14 protein-coding genes and 1 other annotated feature are annotated in these 17,028 nt (G+C 38.0%); of the genes, 10 read left to right on the forward strand and 4 right to left on the reverse strand.

The genetic code is table 11. The features are described from left to right. Nucleotides 1–40 precede the first annotated feature (40 nt). Both FGQ66_RS06370 and FGQ66_RS06375 read right to left on the reverse strand, forming a co-directional pair. A complete protein-coding gene (locus tag FGQ66_RS06370) occupies nt 41–793 on the reverse strand; it encodes a phosphopantothenate--cysteine ligase (protein ID WP_113845366.1) in 753 nt (250 codons plus the stop codon). Next, nucleotides 790–1,779: an oxidoreductase gene (locus FGQ66_RS06375; RefSeq protein ID WP_113845372.1), complete on the reverse strand. Its 990-nt coding sequence runs from the start codon at nt 1,777–1,779 to the stop codon at nt 790–792. The genes FGQ66_RS06370 and FGQ66_RS06375 overlap by 4 nt, the downstream gene beginning before the upstream one ends. A 239-nt stretch (nt 1,780–2,018) precedes the next feature. Here FGQ66_RS06375 and FGQ66_RS06380 point away from each other — a divergent pair, with 239 nt between their 5' ends. The 8 genes from FGQ66_RS06380 to FGQ66_RS06420 all read left to right on the forward strand — a co-directional run bounded on the left by FGQ66_RS06380 (nt 2,019) and on the right by FGQ66_RS06420 (nt 10,505). Continuing rightward, nucleotides 2,019–2,561: a helix-turn-helix domain-containing protein gene (locus FGQ66_RS06380; protein ID WP_104661101.1), complete on the forward strand. Its 543-nt coding sequence runs from the start codon at nt 2,019–2,021 to the stop codon at nt 2,559–2,561. A gap of 16 nt (nt 2,562–2,577) precedes the next feature. Further along, complete coding sequence (locus FGQ66_RS06385) at nt 2,578–3,663, forward strand: ABC transporter ATP-binding protein (protein ID WP_005878067.1); 1,086 nt, start codon at nt 2,578–2,580, stop codon at nt 3,661–3,663. A 12-nt stretch (nt 3,664–3,675) separates the two neighbouring features. After that, nucleotides 3,676–4,485, forward strand: coding sequence for an ABC transporter permease (locus FGQ66_RS06390; RefSeq protein ID WP_005878068.1), 810 nt, complete (start codon nt 3,676–3,678; stop codon nt 4,483–4,485). After that, nucleotides 4,482–5,309, forward strand: a complete 828-nt coding sequence (locus tag FGQ66_RS06395) for an ABC transporter permease (RefSeq protein WP_005878070.1) — start codon at nt 4,482–4,484, stop codon at nt 5,307–5,309. The genes FGQ66_RS06390 and FGQ66_RS06395 overlap by 4 nt, the downstream gene beginning before the upstream one ends. Further along, a complete protein-coding gene (locus FGQ66_RS06400) occupies nt 5,306–6,379 on the forward strand; it encodes an ABC transporter substrate-binding protein (protein WP_016177047.1) in 1,074 nt (357 codons plus the stop codon). Before FGQ66_RS06395 ends, FGQ66_RS06400 begins: the two co-directional genes overlap by 4 nt. A 218-nt stretch (nt 6,380–6,597) precedes the next feature. Further along, entirely contained in the window at nt 6,598–7,653 is a 1,056-nt protein-coding gene (locus tag FGQ66_RS06405; protein ID WP_113845367.1) for a C39 family peptidase, read from the forward strand. Nucleotides 7,654–7,777: 124 nt separating this feature from the next. Next, nucleotides 7,778–8,008, forward strand: a binding site (T-box leader). 58 nt (nt 8,009–8,066) lie between these two features. Continuing rightward, nucleotides 8,067–9,203 (forward strand): 5-methyltetrahydropteroyltriglutamate--homocysteine S-methyltransferase, encoded by a 1,137-nt coding sequence (locus tag FGQ66_RS06415; RefSeq protein ID WP_113845368.1) that lies wholly within the window; start codon nt 8,067–8,069, stop codon nt 9,201–9,203. 294 nt (nt 9,204–9,497) lie between these two features. Beyond that, complete coding sequence (locus FGQ66_RS06420; protein WP_138302037.1) at nt 9,498–10,505, forward strand: hypothetical protein; 1,008 nt, start codon at nt 9,498–9,500, stop codon at nt 10,503–10,505. Nucleotides 10,506–10,912: 407 nt separating this feature from the next. Here the strand turns inward: FGQ66_RS06420 and FGQ66_RS06425 are convergent, their stop codons facing one another. Together FGQ66_RS06425 and FGQ66_RS06430 are read right to left on the reverse strand one after the other, a co-directional pair. Beyond that, entirely contained in the window at nt 10,913–12,526 is a 1,614-nt protein-coding gene (locus FGQ66_RS06425; RefSeq protein WP_113845369.1) for an FAD-dependent oxidoreductase, read from the reverse strand. A gap of 221 nt (nt 12,527–12,747) precedes the next feature. Then, nucleotides 12,748–14,685, reverse strand: coding sequence for an ABC-F family ATP-binding cassette domain-containing protein (locus tag FGQ66_RS06430; RefSeq protein WP_113845370.1), 1,938 nt, complete (start codon nt 14,683–14,685; stop codon nt 12,748–12,750). A gap of 222 nt (nt 14,686–14,907) precedes the next feature. Between FGQ66_RS06430 and FGQ66_RS06435 the strand changes: the two genes are divergently transcribed. Both FGQ66_RS06435 and dinB read left to right on the forward strand, forming a co-directional pair. Continuing rightward, nucleotides 14,908–15,564: a redox-sensing transcriptional repressor Rex gene (locus FGQ66_RS06435; protein ID WP_113845371.1), complete on the forward strand. Its 657-nt coding sequence runs from the start codon at nt 14,908–14,910 to the stop codon at nt 15,562–15,564. Nucleotides 15,565–15,772: 208 nt separating this feature from the next. After that, the gene (dinB, locus tag FGQ66_RS06440) at nt 15,773–16,888 is read left to right on the forward strand and encodes a DNA polymerase IV (RefSeq protein ID WP_081133921.1); all 1,116 of its coding nucleotides are present in this window, start codon (nt 15,773–15,775) and stop codon (nt 16,886–16,888) included. Nucleotides 16,889–17,028 lie beyond the last annotated feature (140 nt).

Here is a 17,028-nt window from a genome sequence, read left to right on the forward strand (position 1 = left end):
AATGAAATAAAAAGAATGTAGGTCCTTTTACTGAAAATATCTAGCTTGATCCATCAGAGATATTCGTTTGGCTGATCGTCTGTACGATCAATTCAGCGATTTCTTGTTTTGTCTGAGCTTCTTTGACTTCGCCATCTGCTGAAAGCAAATAACCGTGGTGAGATTGCCCCGTGATTTCTGTGAGATCATTTGCCAATATATAGTCTGTGCGATTCTTTAGGATACTTTCTTGAGCGACTGCTAACAATTGTTCTTTTGAAACATCAACTAAAAGCTTGAAGCCGATGATTTTAGCTGTTGGCTGCCACTCACGTAGATGACTGATGATTTTTGGCGTTTTTTTCAATACGATCACTAAATGTTCTGTATTAGAAGAAATCTTTTCATCTTGCTGAGGTACTTTTTCTTGTGTCATAAACCACTCAGGAAGAGTGTCAGGTGATAGTGGCTCTTTCGTTATCGATGTAGCCAATTGTTCTTCTGAAAGGCTAAAAGCTGGAGTGAAATCACTAACTGCCATGCTATGGATGATTGCATCATAGGTATTATTTTTCAATAATTCCTTTAGAACTGTAAAGAGTTCTAGTGTAGATTCAATCAAGTGCAACGTGATTTTTTCATGTGTTTCTGGCTTCACAGCATTTGCGGTTGTAACATAGTCGATCCTCGCAGAAGAAGAATGTACAAAAGTTTCGGCAATCGTTTTTCCAAGGCGACCAGTGGAATGATTCGTGATCGATCGGACTTGGTCGATTTTTTCGCTAGTGCCACCAGCAGTGATCAATATCTTCATTTTTGCCCACCTACATTTACTAAAGTTCGTCCTTGATGTGTACCAGACAAAAGCTGTTGAGTGATTTCTGGCAGCTCTTCAAGGGAAATCTCTTTGACACGTAGGACATCTGTAATGGTCAAATCTGCTAATTGTTGCCATACTCGGTTACGATCAGCGTGGGGAACATTTACCGAATCGATCCCAATCAATTGGATATTCCGCAAGATAAACGGTAAAACAGTTGTTTCAAGTTTTATACCACCGGCATTCCCACATAAAGCGGCTGCCCCATTATAGGAAATCAGAGGAAGAAGTTTCGCCAATTGAGTCCCGCCTACTGTATCGATCAGATAGTCGATCTGCTGTTTGCCCAAAGGTTTTGTTTTTTCTGGTAAGAACTCTTCTGGAGAAACAACCTCTGTTGCACCTAGATCAGTTAACCAATCTGTCGTTTGTTTTTTCCGTGTCAAAGCAATAACAGAAGTAAAGCCAAGTTGATGTAATAGAGCAATAGCCACACTACCAACGCCACCAGTAGCACCGCTTACAACGATTTTGTCTGTTTTATTCATCCCTTGATCGATTAGTGCATTGACACATAAAGCAGCTGTGAAACCGGCCGTGCCTAAGATCATTGCTTGGCGGGAAGTCAAATTAGCTGGCAATGGAACGATCCAGTCTCCTGGTACCTTCTGATATTGACTGTACCCACCTGGATGAGAAACTCCAAGTCCATAGCCTGTGACAAGTACAGGGTCACCTGACTGATAGCGTTCATCTTGACTTTCTACAACGATGCCCGCCAAATCGATACCTGGCGTCATAGGGTAAGAGCGGATCACACCACCTGCTTCACTACTTGCTAGTGCGTCTTTGTAATTGACGTCTGAGTATTCTACTTTAATAAAGACTTCACCATCTTCTAGGAGCGGCTTTTCTTGTTCAACGATAGCGGAATGGAAGGTAGGCACATTCTCTATTTGAAGCGTTTTAAATTTATTCATGTATGCGACTGTTCCTTTCAAAATTTTCTTTTATCATACCATAAAGTTCTCCTTTTTATGGGGATTCGCTGTGCTTTTATTACCAAAAAAAAAGAAATTTAGTAACTAGGAAAATGTTGGACTTTTTTGAAGAATTTTTTTGTAAAAAGGGTTGTCTTTTTAACTAAAATTTGTATACTAGTACGAGTGATAGTAAACTCTGTGTTTACTATTAGAAAACTTCAATGAGGAGGAATGAGATGGAGATTGGTGATAAGCTAAGGAATCTACGGATCCAAAAAAATTTGACTCAGGAAGAATTAGGCGAACGGACAGATTTGTCCAAAGGCTATATTTCTCAGCTGGAACGAGATTTAAGTTCCCCATCAATGGAAACTTTTTTTTCTATTCTTGAAGTACTCGGTGTGACACCTGAAGAATTTTTCCATCAAGATACTGTGAATCAGCAAGTGGTTTATTCAAAAGAAGACCACACGATTTATCAAGATGAGGAAAATGGCTACGAATTAGAATGGCTTGTATCAGATTCAAATGAAAAAGAAATGGAACCTGTCTTATTGACTTTTGAAAAGGCAGGAGAATATAAAACATTCGAACCTTCACGATCAGAAACGTTTATTTTTGTGTTGGAAGGGGAATTAGAGTTAAGCTTAGGAGAGAAAAAATACGTAGCGCAAGCAGGACAATCAATCTATTATCAGGCAACAAAGCACCATCAGTTACGGAATCATCAAACGAAACGGACCAAAGCATTGATTGTTGCTACACAATCGTATTTGTAATTTAGGAGGTTTAATAGTGGGAAAACCAATTATTTCATTTGATCAAGTAGTGAAACGCTACGACGATGAATCAATTTTAAAAAATGTAAGTTTCGAGATCGAACAAGGAAAATTTTACACATTGCTTGGTCCTTCTGGCTGTGGTAAAACAACGATTTTAAGAATCATTGCAGGCTTCACGGAAGCGACAGAAGGCGATATTTATTTTGAAGGAAAAAGACTAAATGACTTGCCAGCCAATAAACGCCAAGTAAATACGGTTTTCCAAGATTATGCGTTGTTTCCACATATGAATGTCTTCGATAACGTTGCCTTTGGTTTGAAAATCAAGAAAATGAATAAAGCCGAAATCGAAAAAAAAGTAAAAGATGCGTTGCGGATGGTCCAACTGCCAGGATATGAAACCCGTGAAATCAGTGAAATGTCCGGTGGCCAAAGACAAAGAGTTGCGATTGCCAGAGCCATCGTGAATGAACCTAAAGTCTTATTGCTAGATGAACCACTGTCTGCATTGGATCTAAAGTTGCGCACAGCGATGCAGTATGAATTAAGAGAATTACAACAACGATTAGGAATCACCTTTATTTTTGTAACTCACGACCAAGAAGAAGCACTAGCGATGAGTGATGAGATCTTCGTCATGAATAAAGGGAAGATCGTGCAAAGTGGAACCCCAGTCGATATCTACGATGAACCGATCAGTCATTTTGTTGCGGATTTTGTTGGAGAAAGCAATATCGTCAATGGGGTGATGATCGAAGACAATTTGGTGGAGTTTGTTGGTAAACAATTTGAGTGTGTGGATGGTGGAATGCGCCCTAATGAACCAGTAGAAGTGGTATTGCGCCCAGAGGATCTGACAATCACTACTCCAGACAAAGGAAAACTAGTCGTGACTGTGGATACACAACTCTTCCGCGGCGTTCATTACGAGATCATTTGTTACGATGAACAGCAAAATGAGTGGATGGTCCACTCCACAAAGAAAGCCAAAGAAGGTAGTCAAGTTGGCTTAGCCTTTGAACCAGAAGATATCCATGTGATGCGTTTCAACGAGACAGAAGAAGAATTCGATGCTCGTTTGGAGAGCTATGAAGAGTAAGGAGGGACAATAATGAAAACAATGCGTAGAATCTATTCAGTCCCTTATATCTTATGGTTAGGATTGTTTGTTATTGCGCCAGTTTTGCTGATCATTTATCAATCTTTCTTTGATATGAACGGTCAGTTCACTTTGAGCAACTATGCCGCATATTTTACGTCAGGTACTTATTTATCAATGACACTTAATTCAGTTTGGTATGCTTTTTTGATCACTTTTTTTACTCTTATCATCAGTTACCCAACTGCCTATTTTTTAACTAAACTAAAACATAAGCAGCTGTGGTTGATGTTGATCATCTTACCGACATGGGTCAATTTATTATTAAAAGCGTATGCCTTTATTGGAATCTTTAGTATTCATGGAAGTGTCAACCACTTTTTTGACTTTTTAGGAATCGGCCCAAGGCAGATTTTGTTTACAGACTTTAGTTTTTTATTTGTAGCTACTTATATAGAAATTCCTTTTATGATCATGCCGATCTTCAATGCGCTAGAAGAAATGAATCCTTCGTTGATCAGTGCTAGTCGTGATCTAGGAGCAAATAATTTTGAAACATTCCGTCGGGTCATTTTTCCATTATCTTTAAATGGTGTGAAGAGTGGTGTGCAAGCTGTGTTTATCCCATCCTTATCATTATTCATGCTGACGCGTTTGATTGGCGGAAATCGAGTGATCACACTAGGTACAGCAATCGAACAGCATTTCTTGGTAACTCAAAACTGGGGAATGGGCTCAACAATCGGCGTTATTCTGATCATTGCCATGTTTATCGTTATGTTACTCACGGGTGAGAAGAAGAAGGGAGGCCGTTCACGATGAAAAAAATCAAATGGTCTTATCTTTACCTAGCAATTGTTTTTCTTTTGTTATATCTGCCGATTTTTTATTTGATTTTTTATTCCTTCAATGCTGGTGGCACGATGAACAGTTTCACTGGTTTTACGTGGGAAAATTACCAAGCAGTCTTTGACGATACGCGGTTGATCATCATTGTACTGAACACGTTTATGTTGGCTTTCTTATCGGCTTTGATTGCGACGATCATTGGAACATTTGGTGCAATGGGCATCTATTATACGAAAAAAAGGCAAGCAAGAACGGCTCTGCTAAGTATGAACAATATTTTACTCGTTTCACCCGATGTCATCATTGGTGCTAGTTTCTTGATCTTCTTTACTTTATTAGGATTTGGCCTAGGATTTCAAAGTGTTTTACTCTCACATATTGCCTTTAGTATTCCTATCGTCGTTCTGATGGTATTGCCAAAGCTACAGGAGATGAACGATTCGATGGTTGATGCTGCAAGAGATTTGGGTGCCAATAATCTGCAAGTTGTAAAAAATATCATCTTGCCGTTTCTTTCGCCTGGGATCATTGCAGGCTATTTCATGGCGTTTACGTATTCACTAGATGATTTTGCAGTAACCTTCTTTGTTACTGGGAATGGCTTCACGACCTTATCCGTAGAAATCTACTCACGCGCGCGCCAAGGAATCAGTCTGGAAATCAACGCATTAAGCGCACTTGTTTTCCTATTTTCAATGATTCTTGTAATTGGCTACTATTTCATTAGCAAAGAAAATCGTCCGAAAAAATTAAGAAAGAACCGTCGCGGACGTGAGGAGGTGGCACGTTTACGATGAAAAAATTACAATCATTATTCATTGGTATCCTAGTCATCATCGTGGTTTTGCTTTTTGGCGTTCGTCAACTAGAGAAAGCCAGCGGGATGAGTGGTGCTAAGATCGTCACGATCTACAACTGGGGGGACTACGTTGATCCTAGCTTGATCACTAAATTTGAACAAGAAACTGGCTACAAAGTTAACTATGAAACGTTTGATTCAAATGAAGCAATGTTCACGAAGATCCAACAAGGGGGAACGAATTATGATATCGCCATCCCTAGTGAATATATGATCCAAAAAATGATCAAAGAAAAACTTGTGCTACCGTTAGATCATACAAAAATCAAAGGATTAGCAAACATTGATGATCGCTTTTTGAATCAGGATTTTGATCCAAACAACACCTATTCCGTCCCTTATTTTTGGGGAACATTAGGTATCGTTTACAATGATAAAATGTTCAAGGAAAATGAGATCAAACATTGGGATGACTTGTGGAAACCAGAATTGAGAGATAGCTTGATGTTGATCGATGGCGCACGAGAAGTAATGGGACTTTCATTAAATAGTCTTGGCTACTCTTTGAACAGCAAAAACAGAGATCAGTTAAATGAAGCGGCCAACAAGTTGAACCAGATGACCCCTAATATCAAAGCAATCGTTGCGGATGAGATCAAAATGTATATGATCAATGAAGAAGCCTCTGTGGCAGTCACTTTTTCCGGTGAAGCAGCAGATATGATGTCTGAAAATGAACATTTGCATTACGTGATCCCTTCAGAAGGATCAAATCTATGGTTCGATAATATCGTTATGCCGAAAACGGCTAAAAATAAAGAAGGCGCCTATGACTTTATCAACTTCATGTTAGAACCAGAAAATGCAGCGCAAAATGCCGAATACATCGGTTATTCAACACCAAATAAAAAAGCGAAAGCATTATTGCCAAAAGAGATTTCTGAAGATGAACAATTTTATCCTTCAGACGACACGATCTCCCACCTAGAAGTTTATGAAGACCTCGGGCCAAAATATCTAGGCATCTATAATGACTTGTTCTTGGAATTCAAGATGTATCGGAAATAAGCGCAAAGTCCTATAAAAAATCAGATACCTCTGAGGAATCAAAAACTTTCGTCTACAGGAACTAGTCGTATTATAATCGGCACATGTAACTGTACCTTTAGCCATTCTCATTCCTTGCAAAGATGACTAAAAAATGTTCTTTTATGATTTTTTAGTTGTTAGTGTCCTCTATCATGCTATACTTGTCCTATATATTTACAGCGAAAAGAGGATGAAAAATGAAAAAGATGGCAATGAAAGGTTTGGTATTGGGTGCAATGATGGTTGGTAGTTTTGTCATCGGTCAAGCAACTTTTGCGGATAGCTCTATTCCGATGTACCGTGTGTACAATCCTTATAGTGGCGAACATTTGTATACGCGCAGTACTGGCGAGCGGGATAACTTGAAACGTTATGGTTGGCGGTATGAAGGTGTGGCATGGCAAGCACCAGAAAATGGGTCTCCGGTGTATCGTTTGTACAATCGTTCGAACGGCGAACATTTTTATACAACTAACGCTGGTGAGCGGGATCAAATCAGTCATACAGGTTGGACATATGAAGGAATTGCTTTTTATTCTTATAATGGAGCGAATGGTGTTCCTGTCACTCGTTTATATAACCGTCAAGTGAATTGGCACCATTACACGTTGGATCAAAATGAAAAGAATGTGATTTCTCGACAAGGCTGGAACATTGAAGGAACTGGTTGGTATGCAATGCCGAATAGCCAGGCAAATCCAACACCAGCACCAACAAATAATAAAGTATTAAATGTACCAGTAGTTTGGCAAGGAGATACGATGTTATGTGAAGGAGCATCACTATTGGAAGGATTGCACTATAAGGGAGTCGCAACCAATCAATCCTTAACAAGTTTCGTTAATTCGATGCCTAAAGCTTCAGATGGTAATCCAAATCATGGGTATTCAGGTGAATGGCGCTACAATGTAAATGGTACGTATCAAGGCATGATGGCTGATCCAGTTGTGCAATGGGCGAAAAACGTAGGCGGAAATGCCGTGAATATCACAGGTTCTGGCACAAATGGTATCAAGAATGAAATCCGTAATGGCAACCCAGTTGTTACCTGGATCACGTATAACTACGCTTCCCCACAATTTAAGCAAATGCCTTGGGGACGTGCAGTCTGGAACGGACATGTGGTTCTAGTTGACGGCTTTAGAGATGGTGCATATCACGTGGTCGATCCTGTTTTTGGGGCAAAATGGATCAACGCTTCTACTTATGAAAATGCATTTAATGTGACAGGTATGGCAGTAGCTGTGAGATAAAAAATAATAAAGAAGGATACTGGAGCAAAAGAGCGCTGATTCCAGAAACAACAGAAAATAGTCAAAGTTTATTTTATAAAAAATTGACATTTTTCTGAAAAATGTTATCCTGAAATCAATCAAATAACATCCGTTGAGAAGGAAAGTAAGTAATCAAGTTATTTTAAGAGAGGCTTCGGTTGGTGGGAGAAGCTAAATAAAAGATTAGTGAAAATGACCTTTTAGGATTTTTGCCGATATGTAGGCAAAAACGAAGAAGTCTCCCGTTAACGAGACCACTGATCAAATGGTCAGATGAAGGGAAAGAGAAATCTTTCTAAATAAAGGTGGTACCACGAGCATAATCGTCCTTTTACTAGTATTTATTACTAGTAAAAGGGCTTTTTTTTATAAAATCCAAAGGAGTGTCGAATATGAATCAAACAATTCCATTTACAGTCGATCACGTAGGTAGTTTTCTACGTCCTAATTCAATCAAAGAAGCAAGACAAAGAGTGAAGGAAGGAACAATTACCAAAGAAGAACTTCGTGAAATCGAAAATGAAGAAATAAAAAAATTAGTAGTGAGCCAAAAGGCAGTTGGATTAAAGGGAATCACTGATGGTGAGTTTCGTCGAGGTTTTTGGCATATTGATTTTCTAGAAGGCTTGAATGGTATCGAAGGCTATGTACCAGAAACAGGCTATAATCAAAAATTCCACGGGAAAGCAGCGCCTTCGTACAATATCCGCGTAGCAGATAAAATCTCTTTTGATCCGAACCATCCTTTCCTAGATGATTTTACCTTTTTAAAAGAAGTTGTAGAAACAGATGGTACATCTGTAGCAAAAGCAACGATTCCTAGTCCAACAATGATTTTACGTCAAGAACTTTTATCAAATGATGGTACTTCTAAAATCAAAGAAGTCTATCCTGACTTAACCGAATTTTACGCTGATTTATCTAAAACTTATCAGGATGCTGTCCAAGCATTTTATGATAGAGGTTGTCGTTATCTGCAATTTGATGACACGAATTGGGCCTTTTTAGCGGATAAAACAAAACGTGACTCACTTGAAGCAAAAGGAATCGATCCTGAGGAAGTTGCTGAAATCTGTACAACGATCATCAATGGTGCATTGGCGGATAAACCAGAAGATTTGACAGTGACAACACATATTTGTCGAGGAAATCATGCTTCATCATGGCTTTTTTCTGGTGGCTATGAGCCGATTGCTAAAAATTTATTTGCAACAAATTATGATGGCTTCTTTTTGGAATATGACTCTGACCGAGCTGGTGATTTTTCTCCACTACGTTATTGGACGAATAAGAAGAGTAAAGTTGTGTTGGGACTGGTCACTTCTAAATTTCCAGAATTAGAAGATCCTAGTGAAATCAAGAAACGTATTGAAGAGGCACAACAGTACGTGCCATTGGAGAATTTAAGTATTAGCCCGCAATGTGGCTTTGCGTCGACAGAAGAAGGAAATCGTTTAACGGAAGAAGAACAGTGGAAAAAAATCGAATTATTACAAAAAATCGCGACCGAAGTTTGGCAAGACAAGTAATAATTTAAGTGTTAGAAGAAGAGGTTGGGACAGAAGTGTTTAACTCCGAGAAATAAGAAGAAATTAACGAAAATTGCTTTTCAAATTTTTGTGAATTTCGGCTTATTTCCGAAGGAGTTACTTCTGCTCCCACCGTTTATTCGGAGTTAGAGTCTGTGGCAAAACTGATTTTTAGTTTTGTCCCACGCTCTATTTTTATGTTGTTTTTCATTTTATGATGGTCAGTAAGGATAAATCGACCTGTACAAAAGTAAGATGGTTCGTATAATTTATGTATCTTATTGAAGTGAGGATGTGATTCGTATAGGAGTCAAAGAATGGTTTAGAAAAAAATTTAGTATTAAGCAGCATGAGGGAAAGAAGTCATTACAAATACTTGAAACGAATGACCAAATAAAAAAATTTCATTTAGAACAGGAAGTCGTTAAAAATCTTGGACGTTTAGAGCAGACCTATTTTGCTGAAACAGGAAAATCTAACGTACTATTTACTCCAGAAAAAGTGATAAGTCGTTTAAACCAAAATAGTCAATATGCCGATCGCTTAGGAGAAGATTTCTCCAAAGTTGCGCCAGAAGAATTTCGTAACAAAATGAAAGAGTATTGCCGTGGCATTCTTTCATTAGCTGAGTATGAATATTACTGGATCGCTATTGAAAAAGAGGCTATCAAGAAAATTGGAAACAAGGAAATCATCGAAGCATTAGAGCAAACACTAACGATCAGAGAAAGAATTTTCCAGATGTGTATGGCAAATGAAATTGCAAACCCATTACTAAATGAAAAAGCATTTGATGAAGTCATTGGACGAATTGCTTATCGACACTATCAAATAGATACAGCTATCTTGAGAGATGAAAAAAATGTTGTAAAATTCGCTAACAAGCATGAGACAGCAAAAAAATGGGAAACTTGTTCAGAGGGTATCCTAGATGGGCGACCAACTATGACGACTGGCAATAGTCAGCCTGTATCAAAAAGTACAGCAATTTTGAATAAGGATAAAACAACGATAAATTTTGCTAATATACATGAAACGATAGAGAAATGGGAGGCTTATTCAGAGAATGTAAAGGGTGTATCTCCATTAGACGAAACTAGCCAGCCATTACCACCAATCGTTACGGCTAGATTAAAAAATAAAATACCACAAAATGATTTGAAGGAAATACATAAAAAAGATGCTGGAGAGAGTCAAGAGAAAAAGATCATTCAGCTTATACAAAATAAAGCAAAAAACGAAACAAAAGTGCGTCAAAAGAACATCCAGAAAGCAAGAAAATGGTATGTTTTTTCTCGATGATGATAAAGAGAGGCAAATGAATCAACGAAATGTTTTTTTACTATTGAAGTATGATCGATGAATCCAAGTTTAAAATTGATTTTGTAAGGAGACGAGAAACACTTTATGCTAGGTGTAACATTTCTCTATACAATAACATACGGTGAACTAGCTATAAATAACCCCTTAGTCAAAAAACTACCTTTTTGACCAAGGGGTTATATAAAGAACGTTACATAATTTTTTGTATCAGTGTTTATATTTTCTTAAGTTTTATGCCAAGAAAAAGGCAAAGATTCATTGATAATTCTTCACTTTTTTACTATATTCTATGGACATACCAACAAGTAACCCTATAGAGCTTTTTCATTTTTACTCCTCAAGTAAAAATAAACTCCTAGGCCGCGGCTATCCCACCGCGGTTTTTTTTATTCCTCGATCAAGACAGCATGGATACCGAAGCCAGCTAAGATTCTGGCAGAAGTATAGGTATTCAATCCTTTGCGGAACGTGATATAAATTGGTCGGTCTTTAGGAATCTCAGCAATTCGATCACGTAGTTCGTTCATTGGGATGTTTTTAGTAGCAGGAATACTTCCAGAAGGAGCTTTGTTTGGTTCACGAATATCTAAGAAGAAAGCATGGGCTAAATCTTCTTCTGAAATATCTTCTACCTTGATCGTGTCAATGACATTCGTCAATTGATTGATGGCCACATAACCAGCAATGTTTAGTGGATCTCTAGTTGTTGAATATGGGGGTGAGTAGGGTAGTTCTAGATCAGGTAAATCAAAGACTGTTAGGTTACCGGTAATTGCGACCGATAATTCTCCCATTCGTTTATCAACGCCTTTTTCACCAACCGCTTGTCCGCCAAGTATTCTTCCGGAATCAGCATCAAAAATGATTTTTAGATTAAGGCGAGTCGCTCCGGGATAAAAATAGGCATGATCAAATGGAGTAATAAAAATTGATTTATAGTTAGTGATTCCTGCATTTTTTAAGGCATGTTCAGTCATTCCTGTATAGCTTGCGGTATAATCAAAAATTTTTGCAACCCCTGCACCAACATAGCCGCGATAACGCATTGGTGTACCGTTCAAGATATCAGCTAATAAATGTCCTTGGCGGTTTGCAGCACTGGAGAGCATGCTTGCTATTGGCTGACCAGTCACAACACTTGTTGTTTCGATGATGTCACCAATCGCATAAATATCAGAAATATTGGTTTCCAATTGATCGTTCACAATAATCTGTCCTGTATCAGATAACGAAATACCAGCAGTTTTGATTACTTCGTTATTTGGTGTCACACCGACTGCAAATACGATCATATCCGTTTCCAACGTTGAACCGTCAGAAAGTAATACTTCTTGGCCATTTCGGCGGATTTCTTTGATTTCAGTATTTAACTGAACCTTCAAGTTATTTTCCACCAACTTGTCATAAATCAAATCAGCAATTTCTTCATCATAGGGATACGCTACTTGAGGCAAATGATCAACTAATGTTACGTCCATTCCTAAATGATGGAAATTTTCTGCTAATTCTAGTCCCATGACGCCAGCACCTAGAATCAAAACATTTTTAGGGTCATGTGTTTGGATAAATGTTTTGATGCGGTCAGCATCTGTGACACTTCGTAATACAAAACTATTTGTTGCCTCTGCTACACCTGTGATATCAGGAAAATAGGGACGAGCACCTGCAGAAATGATCAATTTATCATAATTAGTTACAGACTCTTGATCCGTTTGCAAATCTTTTACGGTTAATTGTTTCTTTTCAGGATCGATTGCGGTTATTTCATGTTCTGTCAAAACGTCGATATTATTCTTGACCTTTAAGATTTCTGGAGTACGTTCGATCAATGTATCGCGGTTTTCAATGATATTTCCCAGATAATAGGGTAATGCACAACTTGCATAGGAAATATGTTTTCCCCGTTCATAGATTACGATCTCATGTTCTTCATTTAAGCGGCGTAAACGAGTAGCAAAAGAAGGTCCGCCGGCTACTCCGCCAATTACTACAAATTTCATCAACATCCTCTCCTTTTCTATACTGATAGTACTATTTTATAAGTGAAACAGCAAAAAATTGTGCCGGGTACACTTAGTAGTAACTCATTATGTTAAAAGAGAGAAAATAAAAAGTAAGAAAGTCATTATTGTTCTTTTCTAAAGGTGAAATGAGAGCAAAACGAAAAAAGAAAAAACAAAAAAACTACACAAGCCGCTAACAGCGATCTGTGTAGTTTCGCTCACTCATTTTCATATTCTTCCAGTTCGATGCTTAGATCTTCCCATTCTGAAAGTTTTGCTTCTTGTGTTTTTCTTGCTTCTTCTAATGCCTGGTTCAATTCATTCAGTCGTACATGATCATCCAAATTTTCCGGTAAAATCATTTGTTTTTCGAGATCAGCTAGTTCCTCATCTAATTTAGTCAACTGTTCTTCTACCTGAGTGACTTTCCGTTGCAAGCTACGAATCAGTTTTTGCTGTTCTTTACTTTGGAAATAATTTTTTTTGTTTGAATTGACCTCGACGGCTGCTGGTGTTTTTTCTGCTAATAATTCCGCAATTTCTTCTTCCTCTTGTTTCTTTTCTAAGTAATAATCGTAATCGCCTAAATACATTTTACTGCCATTCTCAGAAAGTTCGATGACTTTTGTGGCGATACGATTAATGAAGTAGCGGTCATGTGAAACGAATAATAGTGTGCCATCATAATCGATCAGTGCATTTTCCAGAACTTCTTTGTTATCGATATCTAAATGGTTGGTTGGTTCATCTAAGATCAAAAAGTTTTCTTGATTCATGGCTAGTTTTGCCAATGCTACTCTGGCTTTTTCTCCACCACTTAAAAGAGGGATTGTTTTTTCGACATCTTCCCCAGAGAACAAGAATGCGCCTAATACACTGCGGATCTCTTTTTCTGGAGTTGTTGGATGTTCATCCCATAACTCAGCTAGGATCGTTTTATTGGTGTGAAGTTCCGCTTGTCCTTGATCATAGTAACCGATTGTGACATTTGTTCCTACATGTTCTTTTCCTCGGATAAATGGTAGTTGATGGATGATCGATTTTAACAACGTTGATTTCCCGATTCCATTCGGTCCGACTAACGCAATCGCTTCTTGACGACGAATATCTAAATTGATTGGTTCAGATAAGATTTCGCCATCGTAACCGATTGCGGCATCTTCAACTTGTAAAACAACATTTCCAGAAGGTTTAGCGGCACTAAAAAGAAAATGTGCTTGTTTTTCGTCTCCTTGTGGGCGATCCAAGCGATCCATCTTTTCTAATGCTTTTCTACGACTTTGCGCGCGTTTAGTGGTAGAAGCACGGACTAAGTTACGTGCAACAAAGTCTTCGAGTTTTTGGATCTCGGTTTGTTGTTTCTCATAAGCTTTCCATTCTGTAGCTAGTTGTTCTGCTTTTACATCAAGGTATTTGGAATAATTTCCTTTATAATGCCGCATTTTTTTGCGACTTAGTTCATAGACTTCTGTGACGACTTTGTCCAAGAAATAGCGGTCATGGGAAACAATTAGCAATGCCCCAGTATAACTTTGCAGATAACTTTCCAACCAAGAAAGTGTTTCAATATCTAAATGGTTGGTTGGTTCATCCAGAATCAAAATATCTGGGTGTTGTAATAGCATTCTGGCTAATGCAAGCCGAGTACGTTGACCACCGGATAAGGTATCGATTGTTTGATCATAAAAAGAACGATCAAATTTAAAGCCGTGTAAGACTGAGCGTATCTCGTTTTCATAACCATACCCATTTTTATCCGAAAAATCATGCTGTAATTTGTCATACTCTTTCAAAAATGATTCGTAAGCAGGGGTATCAGGCGTACCTTCGCTGATGAAAAGTTCTAGTTCACGCATTCTGTTTTCCATTTTACGAACACTGTCGAAGGCTTTTAGCATCTCATTCCAGACAGTTTCTGTGGAATCTAAACCGGTATCTTGGGCAAGATAGCCTAGAGTAGCGGCTTTATTTTTAGCAATTGTTCCTTCATCTGGGCTTTCTATACCAGCAAGGATTTTTAACAAGGTCGATTTTCCAGCACCATTTCTACCAACTAAGGCAATTCTAGCGTTTGTGCTGATTTCAAGATGGATATTTTCAAATAAAATCTCTGCACCAAAATGGCGAGCAATCTGATTGGCTTGTAATAGTATCATGGAATCCTCTTTTCTACTTTGTGAATTCACTAAGAATGAAATCTCGTTTTCATCTAGTAGTCTACCATAAATTCTTTTATACTGCGAGGTTCCAAGAAATGATAAGAAAATGAACAAAGAATAAAATTTCACAATATGTAAGCAATGGAATTGATTTTTTCCTATATATACTGCTATGATGGATAAATCAAAGTAAACTTAAAAAATAGTGGGGGTAATTAAGTGAAAGATCATATCATCCCAAAGGCAACAGCTAAGCGCTTGCCTTTGTATTACCGGTATTTAAGAATTCTAAATAACGCTGGTAAGAAAAAAGTGTCATCAACTGAATTAAGCGAGGCCGTACAAGTCGACAGCGCAACGATTCGTCGCGACTTTTCCTATTTTGGGGAATTGGGAAAACGTGGGTATGGCTACGATGTTGAAGATTTAATGCATTTCTTTGCAAAGACCTTAAATGACGATCAGTTAACGAATGTTGCATTGATCGGAGTCGGTAACTTAGGAAGTGCACTTTTGAAATATAAATTCCATCAAAGTAATAGTATCCGTGTGAGCTGTGCTTTTGATGTCAATGAAGATATCGTTGGACGAATCGTAGATGGCATCCCAGTTTATCCAATGGAAGATATGTCAGAACAAATCAAGATCCAACAAATAGAAGTAGCTATCTTGACGATTCCCGCTGAAAGAGCTCAAGATGTGGTCAATCGTTTAACGGAGGCTGGAATCAAAGGGATTTTGAACTTTACATCAGCACGGTTGAATGCACCAACTGATGTTTTGATCCAAAACGTTGATCTGACAAATGAATTACAAACATTGATCTATTTTCTCCATTCGGATGCTTCTTTACATGGGGCAGAAGAGAGCGAGTAACCGTGTTTGTTACATGAAAAATCAATGATGGTATCAATAAGAAAGAAGTTTTTGAAACAGACAATGTTTCAAAAATCTCTTTCTTATTTTTATGAAGTTGGTAAGACAGGTATAATATATATTATGAAATAAGTAGAGTACTTTAGAACATTTCTTTTTCTTGTAACCGAACAAAGGTTCTTATATACTATTCATAGAGGTGAGAGCGATGGAATTACAATTTCCTTTACATAATGATACATCAAGAAAAATCATTCATATCGACATGGATGCTTTTTTTGCCTCCGTTGAAGAACGTGACCATCCTGAGTTTCGCGGACATCCCTTAGTAATTGCTCGACACCCCAGTGATACAGGAGGAAGAGGGGTGGTGACAACGGCAAACTATGAGGCGAGAAAATATGGTATCCACTCAGCGATGAGTGCGCAAAAAGCATATGAATTATGCCCACAAGCAATTTTTAAACCAGGCGATCATCATAAATACAGTGAAATTTCTAAGATCGTACGTGAAATCTTCTATCGTTACACAGATGTTGTGGAGCCAGTCAGTATCGATGAAGCATACTTAGATGTAACGAATAACAAAATCAACTGTAAATCTGCAATCAAAATTGCCCGTTTGATTCAAAAAGATATTTGGGAAGCTGTCCATCTCACTTGTTCTGCCGGGGTAAGCTATAATAAATTTTTAGCAAAATTAGCCTCTGATTTTCAAAAACCAAGAGGCATTACAGTAGTTGCACCACAAGATGCTGTTTTATTTTTAAAAGCATTACCAATTGAAAAGTTTCATGGTGTGGGAAAAAAGACTGTACCAAAAATGCATGAATTAGGTATTTTTACGGGAGCAGATCTTTATGAATGTACAGAAATGATGTTGATCAGAAACTTTGGTAAGATGGGATATTCACTTTATCGAAAGGTTAGGGGAATCCACGATTCTCCTGTCAATGTGACAAGAGAGAGAAAATCAGTCGGGAAAGAGCATACGTATGGGCAACCTTTGCAGACAGAAGAAGCAGTTTTAGCTCAACTTCGACAATTATCTGAGAACGTGGAAGAAGCGTTGAAACGGGTTCAAAAGCACGGAAAAACAGTTGTGTTAAAAGTACGCTATACGGATTATTCTACTACTACGAAACGAGTGACATTGCCTGAATATATTTATAAAAAAGAAGCACTTTTTTACCAAGCTAGTCTCATCTGGGAAGAAATCCTTGGTGTAGAGAAGGGGATTCGTTTATTAGGGATCACCTTGACTAATTTAGATCCGATGACTTATGAAAACATTGTCTTACCATTATGGGAGACAAAGGAATAAACAAAAGCATTTTTTCTGGTTATGACTTAAGCTAGGTGAAAATTGAAATGGCTTTAAGGAATTAGGATATGATATACTTCAAAGGTAGAAAAGTGAAAAGATGGTGGCTAGTCTCTTGAAAAAGGGGTGATGCCTATGGT

Source organism: Enterococcus sp. BSD2780061688st2 D3 (assembly GCF_005844145.1).
GTDB classification, from domain to species: Bacteria; Bacillota; Bacilli; order Lactobacillales; family Enterococcaceae; genus Enterococcus_B; species Enterococcus_B durans.